Source organism: Streptomyces sp. NPDC050732 (genome assembly GCF_040654255.1).
Taxonomy (GTDB): domain Bacteria; phylum Actinomycetota; class Actinomycetes; order Streptomycetales; family Streptomycetaceae; genus Streptomyces.
In genome coordinates, this window is the sequence record NZ_JBFAHP010000005.1 from 203,901 (window position 1) to 220,220 (window position 16,320).

The window sequence follows — 16,320 nt, forward strand, 5'->3', positions numbered from 1 at the left end:
CCGCACCACCACCGCCGCTCCCCACCGGAGGTCCCACCGTGTCCCGCACCACCTGGTCGTCGAGCTCCGTCCCAGCGCCACGCCAGGACGAGGAAGAACGGCTCAGAGAGCTCGGCTACCAGCCCGTCCTGGCCCGCCGCATGGGCGGCTTCGGCAACTTCGCCATCAGCTTCTCCGTCATCTCCATCCTGTCCGGCTGCATGACCCTGTACGGCTTCGGACTCACCACCGGCGGCCCCGCCGTGATGCTCTGGGGCTGGGTCGGCGTCGGCCTGTTCGTGCTCTGCGTGGGCCTCGCGCTCGCCGAGGTCACCAGCGCGTACCCGACGTCGGGCGCCCTCTACTACATGGCCGACCGGCTCGGCGGGCGCCGCTGGGGCTGGTACACGGGCTGGCTGAACCTCCTCGGTCTGCTCGGCGCGATAGCCGGCATCGACTACGGCGCCGCACTGTTCACCGGCGCCTTCCTGAACCTGAAGTTCGGCTTCACGCCGACGCCGGAGAAGACGTTCCTGATCTTCCTGTGCATCCTGCTGCTGCACGCCGTCCTGAACCTCTTCAACGTCCGCCTGGTGAGCCTCCTCAACTCGGTCAGCGTCTGGTGGCACCTGGCCGGCGTCACCGTCATCGTCGGCGCCCTCGCGATCGTCCCCGACCATCACCAGTCCCCTTCGGACGTCTTCACCACGTACTTCGACGGCACCGGCTGGGACAACCCGCTCTACGTCACCGCCATCGGCCTGCTCCTCGCCCAGTACACGTTCTCCGGCTACGACGCGTCCGCGCACCTGTCCGAGGAGACCTCCAACGCGTCGGTGTCCGCGGCCCGCGGCATCGTGCGCGCCATCTGGGCGTCGTGGATCGCCGGCTTCGTGCTGCTCACCGGGCTGACCTTCGCGATCCAGGACTACACGGGCACGCTCGCCACCGACACCGGGGTGCCGCCCGCCCAGATCATGATCGACGCGCTCGGCGAGTCCGGGGCGATGGCGCTGCTGCTCATCGTGATCGTGGCGCAGCTGTTCTGCGGCAACGCCGAGACGGCCGCCGCGAGCCGCATGGTGTTCGCGTTCAGCCGCGACAACGCGCTGCCCGGGTCCGCGATCTGGCGCAAGGTCAGCTCCCGCACGCAGGTGCCGGTGCCCGCGGTGTGGCTGTCGGTGGGACTGGCCGCGGTGATCGCCCTGCCGTCCCTGTACTCGGCGACCGCGTACACCGCCGTGACCGCCATCAACGTCATCGGCATCACGCCCGCGTACGCCATCCCGATCTACCTGCGCCTGCGCGCCGGTGACCGCTTCCGGCCCGGACCGTGGAACCTGGGCCGCTGGAGCAAGCCCATCGGCTGGACCGCGGTGGTCTGGGTGGCGTTCGTGACGGTGCTGTTCTGTCTCCCGCAGACCTCGCCGGTGACGGCCGAAACGATGAACTACGCGTCGATCGCGCTCGCCGTGGTGCTGCTCCTGGCCACCGTGTGGTGGTTCGTGGCACGCCGTTCCTACAGCACTCCGCAGGCGTACGGTTCGGACCGCGAACAGGCCGAGGTCGCGGAGAACATCGTCTGAGCTAGAACGCCGGGCGGTCGTTGAGGATCCGCTGGAAGAGCCGGTGATCGCGCCAGGCGCCGTTGATGTAGAGGGACTTCGGCGCGATCCCGTACTCCTCGAAGCCGCATTTGGTGAGCACGTGCTGCGAGGCGGTGTTGTGGAGCAGGGTGCCCGCCTCGACGCGGTGCAGGCCGAGCCGGGTGTCGGCCACCTCGCAGGCGTGGCGCGTGGCGGCGGTCGCGATGCCACGGCCGACCTGTTCCGCGTCGGTCCAGTAGCCGAGCGTCGCGCTGCGGGCCGGGCCGAGCACGATGTTCGACAGGGCGGCGTGCCCGATGATCTCGCCGCCCTCGACGAGCACCCAGTGCGCGGCCCGGCCCACCCGCATCTCCTCCAACTGACCCCGGACCCGGTCGGCCTGGCCCTCCACGGTGTAGAAGGCCTCGGGCCTGTCCGGGTCCCAGGGTGCGAGGTGGTCGCGGTTGCGCCGGTAGGAACGGGCCAGCGCCTCCGCGTCGTCGAACGAGACGGCCCGCATCAGGACGCCGGCCGTCAGTACTGTCTCTCCGCCGATCATGCGAACCAGCGTACGAGAGAGGCCGGCGCGGGAGTGTCAGCGGCCGCCCGCGACCCGCAGCACCGTCCCCGTCGCGTACGAGGCGTCGTCCGAGAGCAGCCAGGCGACGGCCGCCGCGATCTCCGACGGCTGCCCCGCGCGGCCCAGCGGGATGCCCGACGCGAGCTTCGCGGGCCGCTCGGGGTCGGCGTGGAATTCGGTCCAGATGACGCCGGGGGCGACGGCGTTGACACGGATGCCGTCCGCCGCGACCTCCTTGGACAGGCCGACCGTCATCGTGTCGACCGCGCCCTTGGCGGCCGCGTAGTGGACGTACTCGCCGGGTGCGCCGAGGGTGGCCGCGGCGGACGAGAGATTGACGATCGCGCCGCCGCCGGTGGCCCTCATGTCCCGCACCGCGCGCCGGGCGCAGAGCAGATACCCGAGGACGTTCACGTCGAGCGCCCGGCGCATGCCCTCGGCGTCGGCGTCTGCGAGGGGGCCGACGGGGCCGCTGACACCGGCGTTGTTGACCAGTCCGGTGACGGGGCCGAGCTCGGCGGCGGCGGTGTCGAAGAGGCGGTCGACGTCGGCCTCGTCGGCGGTGTCGACCTGGACGGTGACGCAGCGGCGACCGGCCGCGCGGACCGCCTCCGCGGCCTCTTCCGCGGCGGCCGCGTTCGAACGGTAGCCGATGACGACGTCGTGGCCGTCCTCGGCGAGACGGGCGCTGACAGCGGCGCCGATGCCACGACTGCCGCCGGTGACGACGGTGACGGGGTGGGGCTGCACGGGGGACCTCCGGCTCTGGGTGACCGAGAGCCTGTGCCATGGCACAGGCTCCGACTGTCGCGCCGCCCGGACGCGGGGGTCGCCCGCGTCCGGATCACGCCGTCATCCTACGAAGCGGTGATCTTCACCGGGGCCGAGGGGCGCCGCCGATGCGGCCGCGCGCGGCTACTGGGCCTCCGCCGGGAGCACGGCGTCCTCCGGGGCCGCCTTCTCCGCGGGCAGGCTGTCCATGAAGGAGCTGACCGAGAAGACCGCGTTGCCGGGGCCCGCGGGGCCGTAGCCGGGCGGCGACGAGAGGCCGTTGGCCTCCATGGTGGCGCGGTAGGCCTCCAGGAGCCGCACGTGGTACTCCAGGGGCGCGCCCTGCGGGTTCGCCTTGCCGAGCGGAGTCGTCGGCTCCGGGCACCAGGTGGTGAAGCGGGGCGTGATGCCGCGCGACATGAAGTACTGCAGCCCCTCGACGGTCGAGGCGATCGCCTCGTCGACGGTCTTGAAGCCGAAGGGCTCCGCCATCTCCACGCCCGCCACGAAGTTCGGGATCACGTTGCGCGGCCCGAAGACCTCCGCGGAGTCCAGGATGCGGCGGTGCCACTCGTCGCGGCCGACGTAGCGCTCCTTGCCGGGGCAGTACCGCTCGAAGAGGTACGGATCCCACACCTCGTAGTTCGGGTGGTAGATCCGCACGCCGTAGTCGTGGAAGCGCTGCACGTCCGCCTTGGGCAGGGCCTGGGCGACGACCTTGCCGATCCAGCGGCCCGGGAAGCGCTCCTCGATGGCCTTCGCGTACTGCCCGTAGAAGTCGGCCTCGTCCTTGCCGCCGACCTTCGAGGTGACGGCGCCACCGGTCAGCGTATAAGCGGTGGACGACTTGTTGGTGTCGTACTTGTCGATGATGGCGAGGGCCTCAAGGACCTCCTCGACCGGCTTCACCCCCGTGTACGGCCGGCCCGCCGCCTTGTGCTGGCGCCAGTTGTGGTTGATGTCGCAGTACTGGCACTCCTCCTTGGCGCCGAAGTACTGGCAGACCCGGAAGACCGTCAGATAGATGAGGTAGCCCCACTGGATGGTGGGCGCCACCTCCATCACCGACTTGCCGTTCTCCAGCGTGTGCCGGTAGTAGTCCGGCATCGGGGGCAGGCCGACGTCGGAGATGCGCACGCCGTCCAGGTAGAGGCCGAGCACGCCGTTGTCGTCGGCGGCCACGCGGTACGGCGACGCCGGGTTCACGCGGACCGAGACGACGGTGCGGCGCAGCTCGTACGGGCCGCCGGTGAGGACGATCTCCTCCGGCGGGCGGCGCAGCGCGGCGGCGCCCAGCTCGGGGAGCGTGCCGTGGTCGAAGGAGAAGATGAAGTACGACTTCGGCTTGACGTCGCCGTCCTCATTGTCGCTCAGCGCGGACTCGTCGAAGGCGATGCCGCCGCGCAGCAGGTCTTCCTTGATCACGGCTTCCCGCGGGACGTGCGGGAACCGCTCCATGAGTGACTCGATGAGCTGGGTACGGCTCTCGCTGCGGCTTGGCATGGGCCGGGCACCTCGGATCCTGTCGATCGATCTGTTCCGTCCACGCTAATACCCTGCCGATCCGTTCCGGATCCGACTCCGGTCGCAGGACGCATCCGCCGCAGGTCTATCCTGCGGGCCCGGCCGGACGATCCGGGTACGATCTCCGGCATGCCGCCCGCCGACCCCCACATACCCGCCCCGAAGTGCGGAAACGGGCCCCCCGCCACTTCGCCGCAGACTAGGATGAACACTCCCGAAGCGGGCAGCGGGCAGCGGGCAGCGGGCAGCGGGCAGCGGGCAGCGGGCAGCGGGCAGCGGGCAGCGGGCAGCGGGTCCCCTCGCGGGTGCCTCCGGTGGTGAGGGACAGTGGCGAGAAGCACGTGCTCTTCGCCGCCCGGTCGGCGACCGCCCTGCACCGGCTCCTCGACGTGCTCCCCGTCTTCGCCGGTGACGACCGCATCCGGCGCCGCTTCACCCTCGTCCCGGGCTCCGACTTCGGTGCCGACGCCCTCGCGGCCGTCGAGCGGGCGGGCGGCCGCACCATTCCGTGGGCCGATGCCCTGGCCCACCCTCACGACCTGATCCTGGCCGCCAGCCCCAAGGGTGGCCTCGCCGAGCTCCGCGGCCCTCGCGTCCTGCTGCCGCACGGCGCGGGCTACAACAAGGCCCTCGGCGGGAAGACGGACGAGGACGGCCCCGGCGACTCCGCGTCCGGCATGGACCCGGCGCTCCTGATGCCGGGCGACCGGCCCCTGGCGCGCCTCCACGCCTTGGCCCACCCCTCCCAGGTCGCCCGCCTCGCCACCGAGTGCCCGCCCGCCGCGGCGCGCGCCACGGTGACCGGCGATCCCACGCTCGACCGGGTCCTCGCCTCCCTCCCGCTGCGCGAGCGCTACCGGGCCGCGCTGCGCACCCACGGCCGGCGACTCGTCGTCCTCACCTCCACATGGGGACCGCACTCCCTGCTCCGGCGCCACCCCGGACTCCCCGCCCGCCTGGCCGCCGAGCTCCCCCACGACACGTACCAGCTGGGGCTCGTCCTGCACCCCAACGAACACAGCAGGACCGGCGGCTTCGACCTCGCCCAGGACCTCGCGCCCGCCCTCGACGCGGGCATGGTCCTGGCCCGGCCCCACGAGGAGTGGGCCGCGCTCCTCATCGCCGCCGACACGGTGATCACCGACCACGGCTCGGCGGCGCTGTACGCGGCGGCGACCCGCGACGTCCCGGTGGTCGCCGCGGGGGACGGCGGCGGCGAGCTGATACCGGGCAGCCCGATGGCCGAACTCCTCGCCCGCGTACCGGCGTTGACCTCCGTGGAGCGGCCGACCGCGGCCGATCTGGAGCGCGCCGTCGCCGCGCACCGACCCGGCGTCGCCGCCGCGGCGGCCGGGCAGGCGTTCGCCGAGCGCGGCCATGCCGTACGCCGGCTGCGCGAGGAGCTGTACCGCGTCCTCGGCCTGACCCCTCCGGACGCGCCCGCCGAGCCGCGCCTCCTGCCGGACCCCGCGCCGCCTGCCCGCGCCCTCGCGGCCTTCGCCGTCCAGGTCGACCGGCGAGGCCCGCACCTGCGCATCGAACGACGGCCCGCCCGCTCCGACGCGCCCGCCCACCACCTGGCGGCCGAGCACGGCAGGGCGTCGGACACCCAGCTGCAGAGCGCGGGGCTCCTGTTCCGCCGCGCCGGACACCCCAACGGCCATCCCGGCCGGGGCGAGACCTGGACCGTGGACGGCTGGACGCGGCACGCGCTGGCCGAGCACGGCGGCACGCGCACGGCCGCCGTCGCACTGAGCGCCTCGCACTGCGTGCTGCGCCGGACCGGCGGCGCCCTCCTCTCCCTCCGCGTCGAACCGCACCGGGAGCCGGACGGCCGCCTGCTCCGCGCGGACCCGGCAGCGGTGCTCTCCGGCGTACACGCGTGGCTCGTGGACCACCCCGGGGCGCCCACCGCCCCGGTGTCGATCCCCTGTGTCATCGCGGACCGCACCCACCACGCGACGCTGGCCCCGGCCACCCCGGCGGAGGGGCAGCAGGAGATCTAGGGCGTGTCTTTTGGATCGGTCCCCGCTGTCGGGGAGCGCCTCACGGAGACGACGCCGACGCCTCACCGGGCTCGGTCAAGCCGCCGCCCCGCTCCCGCACCGCGCGCGCCGCCGTCCGGAACTCCGTGGCGGCGGTCGCGTCCCCGGTCTCCGCGGCCAGCTCGGCCAGGGCGTCCAGGGCCCGCAGCTCCTCGCGCAGGGACTCGCTGAGGCGGGCCTCCCGCAGCGACTCGTCGTAGAGAGCCATCGCCTCGCCGGGTCGTCCGAGGCCCCGCAGCACCCGGGCGAGCGCGAAACCCGTGCGGGCGGTCAGGCGGGCCCGGCCCGTGGCCTCGGCCTGCGTGTGCGCCTCCGTCAACAGGGTCGCGGCGCGGGAGAGTTCGCCGAGCTCCGTCAGAGCCTTGCCGAGCAGGTACGTCTGGAGCATGGCGCCGTAGGCGTTGCCGATCTCCGTGTGGATGCGCCCGGACGCCTCGAAGTCCGCCGCCGCTGCCGCCCACTCGCCCCGGGCGGAGCTGAGCAGCCCGCGGAACTCGATGACCGAGGCGCGCAGTTTCCTCTCCCGGGTGCCGTCCCCGAGCGTCTCGGCGGCCGCCGACGCGAGGCGCAGTTCCGTCGCCGCGTCGTCGAAACGTCCTTGCTCCCACAGCGGGCGCGCGAGCTGGCAGCGCATGCGGATCAGTGCGGTGAGCGGACCTCCGGCGCGCAGCGCGGCGTCGCGTCCCGTGCTGAAGGTGTTGACGACCTGGGTGAGGCGGGGGTGGTCCATGTAGTGGGTCCACAGGGGTTCGCAGAGCGCCCAGGCCTCCGCGTCGAGTCCGTGCGCGTGGGCGACGCGTACGCAGTCGTGGAGCGCGAGCCGGTGGGCCTCCAGCCAGTGCAGCGCCTTCGCCTTCCGCTGCTTCTCGCTGTCGGCGGCGGTGATCCCGAAGTCCGTGTCGGGGGTGTCGGGGAGGTGTGGCACCGGGTCGGCGAAGGTCATGCGCGGGCCGGCGCGCAGTGCGTCGGCGCGCTGGGCCTGGCGGAGGTACCAGCGGATGACGCGCAGCCGCCCCTCCGCCGCCTCGGTGCCGGCGCCGGCACGGCGTTCCCGGTCGGCCCGGCGTGCCGCGTGGGCGCGCAGCAGGTCGTGCAGGCGCAGCCGTCCGTCCCGCTCCCTGGCCAGGAGGCTCGCCCGTACGAGGTCGTCCAGGGCGTCCTCGGCCTCGTCCTCTCCCCTGCCGAGCAGCGCGGTGGCCGCCTCGGGGTCGATCCAGGGGCCCGGGTGTTCGACGAGCAGCCGGTAGAGCGTGCCGGCGCCCGGGGTGAGGTCCTGGTACGCGGCGTCCCACACGGCCTCCACCGTGGGCACCCCCTTCGCGTCGAGTTCGGCGGCGAGCTGCGCGGTGAGGCGTGCGAGTCTGCGGGTGCGGTGCTTGCGCAGCCATTCGGCGGCCACGTGGAGTGCGGCGGGCAGGCCGCCGCAGATGCGGGTGAGTTCGGCGGCCGACGCGGGGTCGGCGGTGAGCCGCGGGTCGTCGACGATGTGGTGCAACAGGCGTTCGGCGTGGGGTTCTTCGAGCGGTCCGACGGGGAGTTCCAGGTCGACGCCGCCCTCGACGTCGTAGAGCGTCTGGCGGCTGGTGGCGACCACGACGCTCTCCGCCGACGACGGGAGGAGCTGGGTGATCTCGGTGCCGGTACGGATGTTGTCGAGGATGAGGACGAGGCGCCGCTTGCCGGTCTGTTCCCAGTACTGCTTGCGGCGCCGTGCCGGGTTCCCTTCGAGGAGGTCGGTGACCTCGAAGGAGCGCAGCAGCTCGCCCATGACGTCGGCCAGGTCGGCGCCGCCGTCGGGCCGGTGGTCGTCGAGGTCCACGTAGCGCACCACGTAGGTGTGCTCGGCGGCGAGGCGGTGGGCGAGGTGCACGGCGAGCGCGGTCTTGCCGACGCCGTGCACCCCGGTGACCGAGACGACCAGGGGGCGTCCGGCCGCCCTGGGGCGGGCGGCGATGTCGAGCACGCGTGAGCGCTGGGCGTCGCGGTCCTCGAAGTGCCGGACGTCCGGCGGCATCTGATGGGGTACGAGGGAGTCCTCGGGCGTGCCCGGGGCGCCGTACACGTTCAGTACCTCGACCCGGCCCGTCTGGACGGCCGTCCCGATCTTCGCCTGTCCGCTCACACTGTTCCGCGTCCGCTCGTCCACGGCGTCAACTGTAGGTGGCGGTACGGACGTCCGCGTCTATTGGTCCCGGCCCAGCGTGACCGGCACTCCGCTGCGGGCCGACGCGTAGCCCGCCTCGACGATGCGCAGCGTGCGCAGGCCGCCCTCGCCGTCCGCTACCGTCATGCCGCCCTCTCCTGGCCCGTGGAGGAAGGCGCGCAGCATCAGTTCGTCCAGGTTGACGCCGAACGGCACTTCGGTGCCGCGTCGCAGGCGTTCGCTGAAGCCGTGCACCTTCTGGTCGAAGGCGTCCATCTCCAGAGTGGCGCGCTCGCCGACGACGGTGAGTTCGAGGCCGCCCCACGAGTGGTGGGACCTGGGGTGGGACCAGCTGCAGTCGATGGTGGCGACGGCGCCGTTGGAGTAGGTGACGCTGACCAGGCCGCTGGTCTCGGCGGCGACCTCGTCGGCGTACAGGATGTTGTTGGTCTGCGCGTACACCTCGACGGGCCTGGCCTCTCCGAAGAGGTCGTCGAGCAGGTCGGCGATGTGCACGGTGTGGTCCATGAGGGCGCCGCCGCCGGAGAGTTCGGGCTCGGCGAACCAGCGGCGGTCGCGGGTCGGCATGGCGCCGTTGTTCGCGCCGGACACCGCGAGGACCCGTCCGGCGTCGCCCGCGGCGACGGTGGCCTTCACGGCCGCGTAGGCCGGACTGAACCGCACGGGGTATGCGACCGCGAGCCGTACGCCCGCGGCGCGGCAGGCGGCGACCATCGCTTCGCCGTCCTCGACCGTGGCCGCCAGCGGCTTCTCGCAGAGGACGGGCACGCCGTGCGCGGCGGCGCGTTCCACGAGCGGGCGGTGCCGGGCGTTCTCGGAGCAGACGATCACCGCGTCGGGGCGCCGGGCGAAGGCTTCCTCGTACGTGTCCGCGTACGCGACCCCGAGCCCGTCGGCGAGCGCGCGGCCGCGCACCTCGCCGGGTGCCGCGAGGTCCGTGTCCGGGTCGCTGCCCAGGACCTCGATGCCGGGCATGCGGTCCAGGAGCCGCAGGTAGCCCGCGGCGTGGACGTGGGCGAACGACAGGACGGCGACCCTCATCGGACTGTCTCCTCGGTCCGGCCGGAAAGTTCGGGAGGTGTGACCGGGACCGGCTCGACGACCGCGCCGGTGCGGCTGGATTCCGCCGCGGCCTCGGCTATCCGCACCGCTTCGACGCCGTCGCGCGTGCTCACCCGCGGTTCGGGCCCGCCGTCGTGCCAGGACGCGGCGAACTCGCGGAGTTCGGTGAGGAAGGGGCTCTCCGTCATGGGGCTGGACGGGATGCCCTCGTTGACGGCGCGCACTCCTTGTGCGGTGATCCGGAAGCCGGGCACGGCGGTCGAGTCGTGGTGCAGCAGGCCGTCGGCGCCCGCGACCCGGAACGTGGTGCGGAACGGCTGGTCGGGCAGGCCCCACAGCCCGCTGATGTGGCTGACGGCGCCCGACGCGTGGGTGAGGACGGCGGTCGCGGTGACGACTTCGGGCGGGGCGCCGGTGGCGTGCTCGACGCCGCGGGTCCGGGCGTGGACGCGGACCACGTCGCCCGCGAGCCAGCGCGCGATGTCGATGTCGTGCACCATCAGGTCCATGATGACCCCGCCCGACTGGGCCGGGTCGCCGAACCACGGCGCCCACTGGGGCCTGGCCCCGCCGCGCGTGAAGCGCAGCACGGCGAGGGCGCCGAGGTCGCCGCGGACGACGGCCCGGCGCAGGGCGGCGTACGCCGGGAAGTAGCGGACCACATGGGCGGGGTGCAGCCGTACGCCCGCCGTGGCCGCCGCCGCGGCGAGCTCCTCGGCGTCGCGGGCGGTGAGGGCGAGCGGCTTCTCGCAGACGACGTGCCGCCGCGCGGCGACGGCCGCGAGGACGAGTTCCTTGTGGGTGGGGGTGGGGGTGCAGACGTCGACGGCGTCCGCGTCCGCGAGGAGCGCGTCCAGGCTATCGACCGCCCGGACGGCGTGGCCGCGCCCGGCGTACTCCGACGCGAGTTTCTCCGCGGAGCCGTCGACGGTGTACACGCTCACCCGGGCGCCGAGGGCCAGCCAGCCGGGCAGGTGGGCGCGCGCGATGCCGCCCGCGCCGAGCAGGCCTATGTGAAGCGGTGGCATGCCTATGTGAAGCGGTGGCATAGGGAGGGGCTGCCTTTCCGTGGGGGGGGTGGGTGACGGGGGCCGGACCCGGTCAGTTCTTGGAGCCGGAGAGGGCGACGCTCTGGACGAAGTGCCGTTGGAGGAAGACGTAGACGAGCAGCATCGGCAGGCTCGCGATGAGCGAACCGGCCATCATGACCGGGTAGTTGGTCTCGAACTGACCCTCCAGGGAGGTGAGGCCGGCGCTGATCGGCATCTTCTCCGGGTCGGTGTTGACGATCAGGGGCCACAGCAGGTCGTTCCAGGACCACATGGCGGTGATGACGGCGAGCGCGGCGAGCGCGGGCCGGATCAGCGGCAGCATGATCGACCAGAAGATGCGGAAGGACCCCGCGCCGTCGATGCGGGCGGCCTCCTCCAGCTCCTTGGGGAGCGTCAGGAAGAACTGGCGGAGCATGAAGGTGCCGAACGCGCTGAACATGCCGGGCAGGAAGAGCGCGGGCGCGGTGTTGAGCAGGCCGAGCGACTGGATGATGTCGTACTGCGGCAGGACGAGCAGCGAGCTCGGGACCATCAGGACGGACAGGAAGAGCGCGAACAGGACGTTGCGGCCGCGGAATTGCATGCGCGCGAACGCGTAGGCGGCGAGCGAGCAGAACACGAGCTGGCCGAGGGTGCGCCCGACGGTGTTGAGCAGGCTGTTGGTGAGCATTTCGCGGAACGGCAGCGCGGTGAAGACCTCTTCGAAGCTCGCCCGGTTCCAGTTGTCGGGCAGGAAGGTGGGCGGCACACGTGAGGTCTCCGCGAGGGTCTTGAGCGCGGTGAGCAGTTGCCACAGGAACGGGAAGACCATGACCAGTGCGCCGAGGGAGAGCGCGGCGTGGGTGGCGACGGAGCCGGTGTCGATGCGCCTTCGGGGCTCAGGCATAGTGCACCCACCTCTTCTGGATCCGGAACTGGAGATACGTCAGGGCCGCGATGACCAGCATCAGCAGGAAGGCGAGCGCGGCGGCGGCGCCCTGGGCGTTCTCGACGAAGGCCCATTTGTAGAAGAGGCCGACGATCGACTGCGTATCGCCGATCGCGGGATTCGACTCGCCCATCATGATGTAGATCAGGTCGAAGGTCTGCAGGGAATTGATCATGCAGATGACGGAGGCGAAGAAGATGGTCGGGCTGAGCAGCGGGAGCGTGATGGTGAAGAACCGGCGCAGCGGTCCGGCCCCGTCGATTTCCGCGGCTTCGTAGTAGTCGCGGGGGATTCCCTTGATGCCCGCCATGAAGATGACCAGGTAGTAGCCGGTGGTCGACCAGACGATCACCGCGCCGATCGCGTAGACAGCGGTGGAGGGGTCGGACACCCAGTAGCGGCCGTCGAGGCCGAACCGGCTCAGGACTTCGTTGATGAGGCCGAAGTCGCCGTTGTAGAGCCAGTTCCAGACGAGGCCGACGGCGACGGGCAGGGTCACGAACGGTACGAAGTACAGGGCGCGGTAGAGGGCGACGCCGCGCAGTCCGCGCCGGTTCAGGAGGGATGCGACGACGATGGCGACCGGCAGCGCCATCAGCCCGATGACGCTGTAGATCAGGGTGTTGCCGAGCGCCTGCCAGACGGTGACGTCCTTGATGACGCGTACGTAATTGTCGGTGCCGATGAAGGTGTGGCCGCCGAACGCGCCGAATTCGGTGAAGCTGTAGTAGAAGGTCTGGAGGAGCGGCCAGAAGTAGAAGACGGCGAAGCCGATGCCGAGCGGCGCGATGTACCAGTAGGCGGACCGCTGGTTGCGGGACCCGGATGGGGCGCCGGGCGCGGACGCCCGGTCGCGTCCGGCCGACTTCGCGGCCGCCGTGGCGGGAAAGACACTCATGAGGCGCGTTCCTCCTTCAGGGCCCGGTCCATCTGCTCGCCGAGGGTGCGAGCAGCGCTCTCGATGCCGCCTTTGCCGCTGAAAGCGGCGCCGAGCAGCGGGTATTGGAGGTTCTCCCAGACGGCGGTGTTCTCGGAGCTCGGATAGGGCACCGCGTACTTCTGCATCTCGATGAAGTGCTTGAGGTCGAATTCCGGCATCGACTTGAGCCAGGCGTCCTGGGTGCCCTCGTACGAGGAGATGGTGACGCCCGCCTCGGCCTGGATCTCGGCGGCTTCGCGCCCCGCCATGAAGTGCACGAATTTCCAGGCGGCCGCCTTCTTGTCGCTCTTGGCGGAGATGACGTTCGCCAGGCCGTGGATGATGGTGGCCCTGCGGCGGCCCTTGGGCAGGACGGCGATGCCGCCGTGGTCCTTGAGGGCGGGTACGGCATACATCTGCCCGGACATCGCGGAGAGGTCGTAGTTCATGGCGACCTTCTCCGACCAGTAGCGCACGCGCCCGACGGACTCGGTCATGGCGCTCTGCGGCGGTGACCAGCCCCGGTCGATCATGTCGGTGAGGAAGCGCAGGCCCTCGATGGAGCGGTCGTCGCCGAAGCCGGAGCGGCCGTCCCGCAGGATGAAGCCGTCGGCGCCGACAACCGCGGGGTAGATCTTGATCTGTCGGTGCATCTCGGCGGCGAAGCCGTGCACTCCCTTGTGGGGATCGGTGAGTTCGGCCGCGGCGTCGCGCACGTCGTCCCAGGTCCAGCTCTCGTCCGGGTACTTGATGCCCGCCTTGTCGAACAGCTGTTTGTTGTACCAGAGGCCGATGGTGTCGAAGTCCTTGGGCAGGCCGTACTGCGTGCCCTGGTAGGAGTAGAGCTTCACCAGGGCCTCCGGGTGGCGGTCCACGGGGGTGGAGTCGGCCTTGATGTGCCCGGAGAGCGGTTCGAGGACCCCGTTGGACGCGTACAGCTGGAAGTTGACGGCGTTCATCCAGAAGACGTCGGGGGCGGTGCCGCCGCGCATGGACGTCTTGAGAGTGGTCCAGTAGCTCGCCCAGGGCGTCAGCTGGATCCGCACGGATATCCGCGGGTTGCGCTTCTCGAACGCGGCGATGATCTTCTCCATGCCCGGCGCCTGCGCCGGATCCCACATCCCGTACGAGAGCGTCGTCCTGCCACCGCTGTCCGTGCCGTCGCTCCCCCCGGAGCAGGCGGCGAGCAAGGGGGCCGCCAACGCCCCGCCGAGCAGAGTCCTTCTGCGCATGTGCGCCTTCGCCTCCCGATGAGTCGTCGGACGCCCCACGGCCGGCCCGCGCGTGGCGGGCCCGCCGCTACGGCGCCTTGTCCGCGAGCAGGTCCTCCTCCACCAGGTCGAGCGCCTTTCGCACGGCGCCGATGGCCACGCCCCGGTCGCCGAGCGAGCTCAGCGCGATGCGCGGGACGTGCAGGGTCATGGGGCGCAGCCGCTCTTCGAGCAGCGGCACGAGGTGGCGGCCGACGGGTGTCGCCCCGCCGGTCAGCACGATCAGTTCCGGGTCGACGGCGAGGGCGAGGGCGGCGATGCCCGGGGCGATGCGGTCGGCGAAGTCCGCGACGGCGGCGAGGGCGCGCGGGTCCGCGGTGTCCGCGGCGCGGGCGAGTGCGGCCACCTCGGACTCGCCGGCCCGCCGCGCGCCCGGCCACTTCAGGGCCTCCTGGGCGGTGCTCATGCCGAGCAGCGGCAGCATGCCGAGTTCGCCCGCGCCGCCGCGCCTGCCCCGGTGCAGCCGGCCGCCGATGGTGAGGCTGCACGAGACGCGGTGCCCGGTGAGTACGCAGACGACGTCGCCCGCGAGGGTGGCGGCGCCCTGCCAGCGCTCGGCGAGCACCGCGAGGTTCACGTCGTTCTCGACGAGGGTGTGGCCCGGTCGGCCGTCCTGGAGGAGCCGCCCCATGTCGACGCCGGACCACTCGGGCACCACCACGGAGTTCAGGATCCCGCCCGTGTCCACCACTCCGGGTACGCCCACGCAGCGGGCGAGCACGGCGGCGCGGCGCGGGGCGTGGGCGTCGAGGAAGGCCTCCGTGCCGTGCCGCAGCAGGTCGAGGCGGGCGCCGCCGCCGAGCCGCGGGTCGATGTCGCGGCGGTGGGCGGCCAGCACGGTGCCGCCGAGGTCGGCGAGGAGCAGCACCATCTTGTGCAGGCCTATGTCCGCACCGAGCACGCAGCCGGCCTCGGTGCGGAAGCGGAAGCGGCGCGCGGGCCTGCCCGGCGTGCGCTCGGCCGACTCCACGGTGGACTCGCCGACGAGGCCGCGCTCGGACAGCTCTTCGACGGCGGCTTCCACGGTGGGACGGGAGAGGCCGGTGCTCGCGGCGAGCTCGGCGAGGGTCCGCGGGCTGCGGTGGTGCAGGGCGCGCAGCACGACGGTGGTGTTGAGCCGCCGCAGCGCTACCAGGTCGTGCCCACGAGCCGCGTTCCGCATCAGTGCTTCACCCCGTATCCGCGCGGCGGCAGCCCACTTGACGGGCTGCGACGTCCACCGGCCCGCGGAATTAAGGAGGAGACTTGCAGAACTGTCGCGGTCGGGGAACCCCTCCGGCGACGGTCGGTCGGCAGAGCAGGCGCTCGGACGCCCGGTCGGTCAGTCGAAGTACGTTTCGAGGGTGCCGCGGCGCCGGACGTCGAGCGTCGCGCAGTGGAACGCCCCGCCGAACGGCGCGTAGTGGAGCAGGTCGCACGGGATCGGCTCGAACCCCCACTTTTCGAGGGCGCGCAGCATTCCGGTGTGGTGCCGCTCCGCGATGACCCGTTTCTCGTCGATCATCAGCACGTTCATGCTGAGCCACTTGCCGCACATCGAGGTCATCTTGAGCAGCCGCTCGTCGATGGGGTCGGGCTCCGGTGCGATCAGGACGTCCCACGAGTCCAGCACGTCGGGCAGGCGGTCGACGTCGACGTACTCGGGATTGACGAGGACCTTGCCGGGCGCGAGGAGGACGAACGTGGTGTCGATGTGCATGGGCACGCGGCAGCGGCTCTCGATCTCGTGGACGCGGTACTCCGGCCCGAGGTGGCGGCGCAGCCATTCGATGCCGAGCAGGTTCGTGACATTGCTCCGCGTCACGAACAGGTCCCGGCCCGCCCGCACGAAATCCGCCGCGTCGAATACCGGCTCGAACTCCGTGAGGATGTAGCGCATCGGCTCGCCCTCCTCGGGCGGGCGGAAGTCCTTCTCGTAGAGCGCCTCGGTGAGTTGGGGTTTCGGCGCCGCCGTCCAGCGCGCGCCGCGCCGGAAGTAGTCCTTGAGGAGTTCGCGGTACGAGTGCGTCTCGAAGTACCGGCACGGCCATGCCATCGGGGTCTCGATGATCTCGTCGCCGACGACGAGCATGCTGTCCCGCGGACAGGAATTGCAGAAACCGCGCGACTGCCAGTCGGGGGTGCCGAAGCGGTGTTTGTGGTCGACGGCCTCCGGGCGTTTCACCGTGACGTCGAGGGATTCCAGGAGAGCGATGAACTGGTCGAGTTCCTGCTGCGCCGGCTCGATCAGCCGCTGCGGATATTCGAATCCGGCGGCTAGGCCCTGCAGCCGTGCCGCCCAGGGCGGGATGTTGCACGTCACGACCGGATGGCTGGAGGGAATGGTCGAGCCCTCCAGACGGCCGACGATGACCTCCTCCAGCGGGTCCCACTCATTGTGCGAATTGACGGGAGAAATTCCGGGTCTGCCCATGGACGCCATGCTCAACCGCCTCCGCT

Annotated in this window: 13 protein-coding genes; 2 read left to right on the forward strand and 11 right to left on the reverse strand. The window is 71.8% G+C overall.

The genetic code is table 11. The features are described 5' to 3' along the window. Positions 1–38 precede the first annotated feature (38 nt). On the forward strand, positions 39–1,565 hold the full coding sequence (locus AB0H82_RS06830) for an amino acid permease (RefSeq protein WP_362989586.1): 1,527 nt from the start codon (positions 39–41) through the stop codon (positions 1,563–1,565). Between the two features lies 1 nt (position 1,566). Here the strand turns inward: AB0H82_RS06830 and AB0H82_RS06835 are convergent, their stop codons facing one another. From AB0H82_RS06835 to AB0H82_RS06845, 3 genes are all read right to left on the reverse strand, one after another. After that, positions 1,567–2,124 carry a GNAT family protein gene (locus AB0H82_RS06835; protein ID WP_362989588.1) on the reverse strand — a complete coding sequence of 186 codons (558 nt, stop codon included), beginning with the start codon at positions 2,122–2,124 and terminating at the stop codon, positions 1,567–1,569. Between the two features lie 36 nt (positions 2,125–2,160). After that, on the reverse strand, positions 2,161–2,895 hold the full coding sequence (locus AB0H82_RS06840; protein WP_362989590.1) for an SDR family oxidoreductase: 735 nt from the start codon (positions 2,893–2,895) through the stop codon (positions 2,161–2,163). Positions 2,896–3,060: 165 nt separating this feature from the next. Further along, on the reverse strand, positions 3,061–4,419 hold the full coding sequence (locus AB0H82_RS06845; RefSeq protein ID WP_362989592.1) for a radical SAM protein: 1,359 nt from the start codon (positions 4,417–4,419) through the stop codon (positions 3,061–3,063). A 335-nt stretch (positions 4,420–4,754) separates the two neighbouring features. On the opposite strand from AB0H82_RS06845, the gene AB0H82_RS06850 reads away from it, so the two are divergent. Further along, positions 4,755–6,446, forward strand: coding sequence for a translation initiation factor 2 (locus AB0H82_RS06850; RefSeq protein WP_362989594.1), 1,692 nt, complete (start codon positions 4,755–4,757; stop codon positions 6,444–6,446). A 40-nt stretch (positions 6,447–6,486) separates the two neighbouring features. Here the strand turns inward: AB0H82_RS06850 and AB0H82_RS06855 are convergent, their stop codons facing one another. From AB0H82_RS06855 to AB0H82_RS06890, 8 genes are all read right to left on the reverse strand, one after another. Beyond that, positions 6,487–8,631 carry an NB-ARC domain-containing protein gene (locus tag AB0H82_RS06855; RefSeq protein WP_362989596.1) on the reverse strand — a complete coding sequence of 715 codons (2,145 nt, stop codon included), beginning with the start codon at positions 8,629–8,631 and terminating at the stop codon, positions 6,487–6,489. Between the two features lie 36 nt (positions 8,632–8,667). After that, positions 8,668–9,690 carry a Gfo/Idh/MocA family oxidoreductase gene (locus AB0H82_RS06860; RefSeq protein ID WP_362989598.1) on the reverse strand — a complete coding sequence of 341 codons (1,023 nt, stop codon included), beginning with the start codon at positions 9,688–9,690 and terminating at the stop codon, positions 8,668–8,670. Then, on the reverse strand, positions 9,687–10,739 hold the full coding sequence (locus tag AB0H82_RS06865; protein WP_362989600.1) for a Gfo/Idh/MocA family oxidoreductase: 1,053 nt from the start codon (positions 10,737–10,739) through the stop codon (positions 9,687–9,689). The genes AB0H82_RS06860 and AB0H82_RS06865 overlap by 4 nt, the downstream gene beginning before the upstream one ends. 73 nt (positions 10,740–10,812) lie before the next feature. Next, on the reverse strand, positions 10,813–11,649 hold the full coding sequence (locus AB0H82_RS06870) for a carbohydrate ABC transporter permease (RefSeq protein ID WP_362989602.1): 837 nt from the start codon (positions 11,647–11,649) through the stop codon (positions 10,813–10,815). Further along, positions 11,642–12,589, reverse strand: a complete 948-nt coding sequence (locus AB0H82_RS06875; RefSeq protein WP_362989604.1) for a sugar ABC transporter permease — start codon at positions 12,587–12,589, stop codon at positions 11,642–11,644. The genes AB0H82_RS06870 and AB0H82_RS06875 overlap by 8 nt, the downstream gene beginning before the upstream one ends. Further along, positions 12,586–13,842, reverse strand: coding sequence for a sugar ABC transporter substrate-binding protein (locus AB0H82_RS06880; RefSeq protein ID WP_362989606.1), 1,257 nt, complete (start codon positions 13,840–13,842; stop codon positions 12,586–12,588). The genes AB0H82_RS06875 and AB0H82_RS06880 overlap by 4 nt, the downstream gene beginning before the upstream one ends. Before the next feature lie 67 nt (positions 13,843–13,909). Beyond that, the gene (locus tag AB0H82_RS06885) at positions 13,910–15,043 is read right to left on the reverse strand and encodes an ROK family transcriptional regulator (RefSeq protein ID WP_362989608.1); all 1,134 of its coding nucleotides are present in this window, start codon (positions 15,041–15,043) and stop codon (positions 13,910–13,912) included. A 159-nt stretch (positions 15,044–15,202) separates the two neighbouring features. Beyond that, positions 15,203–16,294, reverse strand: coding sequence for an amidinotransferase (locus AB0H82_RS06890; RefSeq protein ID WP_362989610.1), 1,092 nt, complete (start codon positions 16,292–16,294; stop codon positions 15,203–15,205). Positions 16,295–16,320 lie beyond the last annotated feature (26 nt).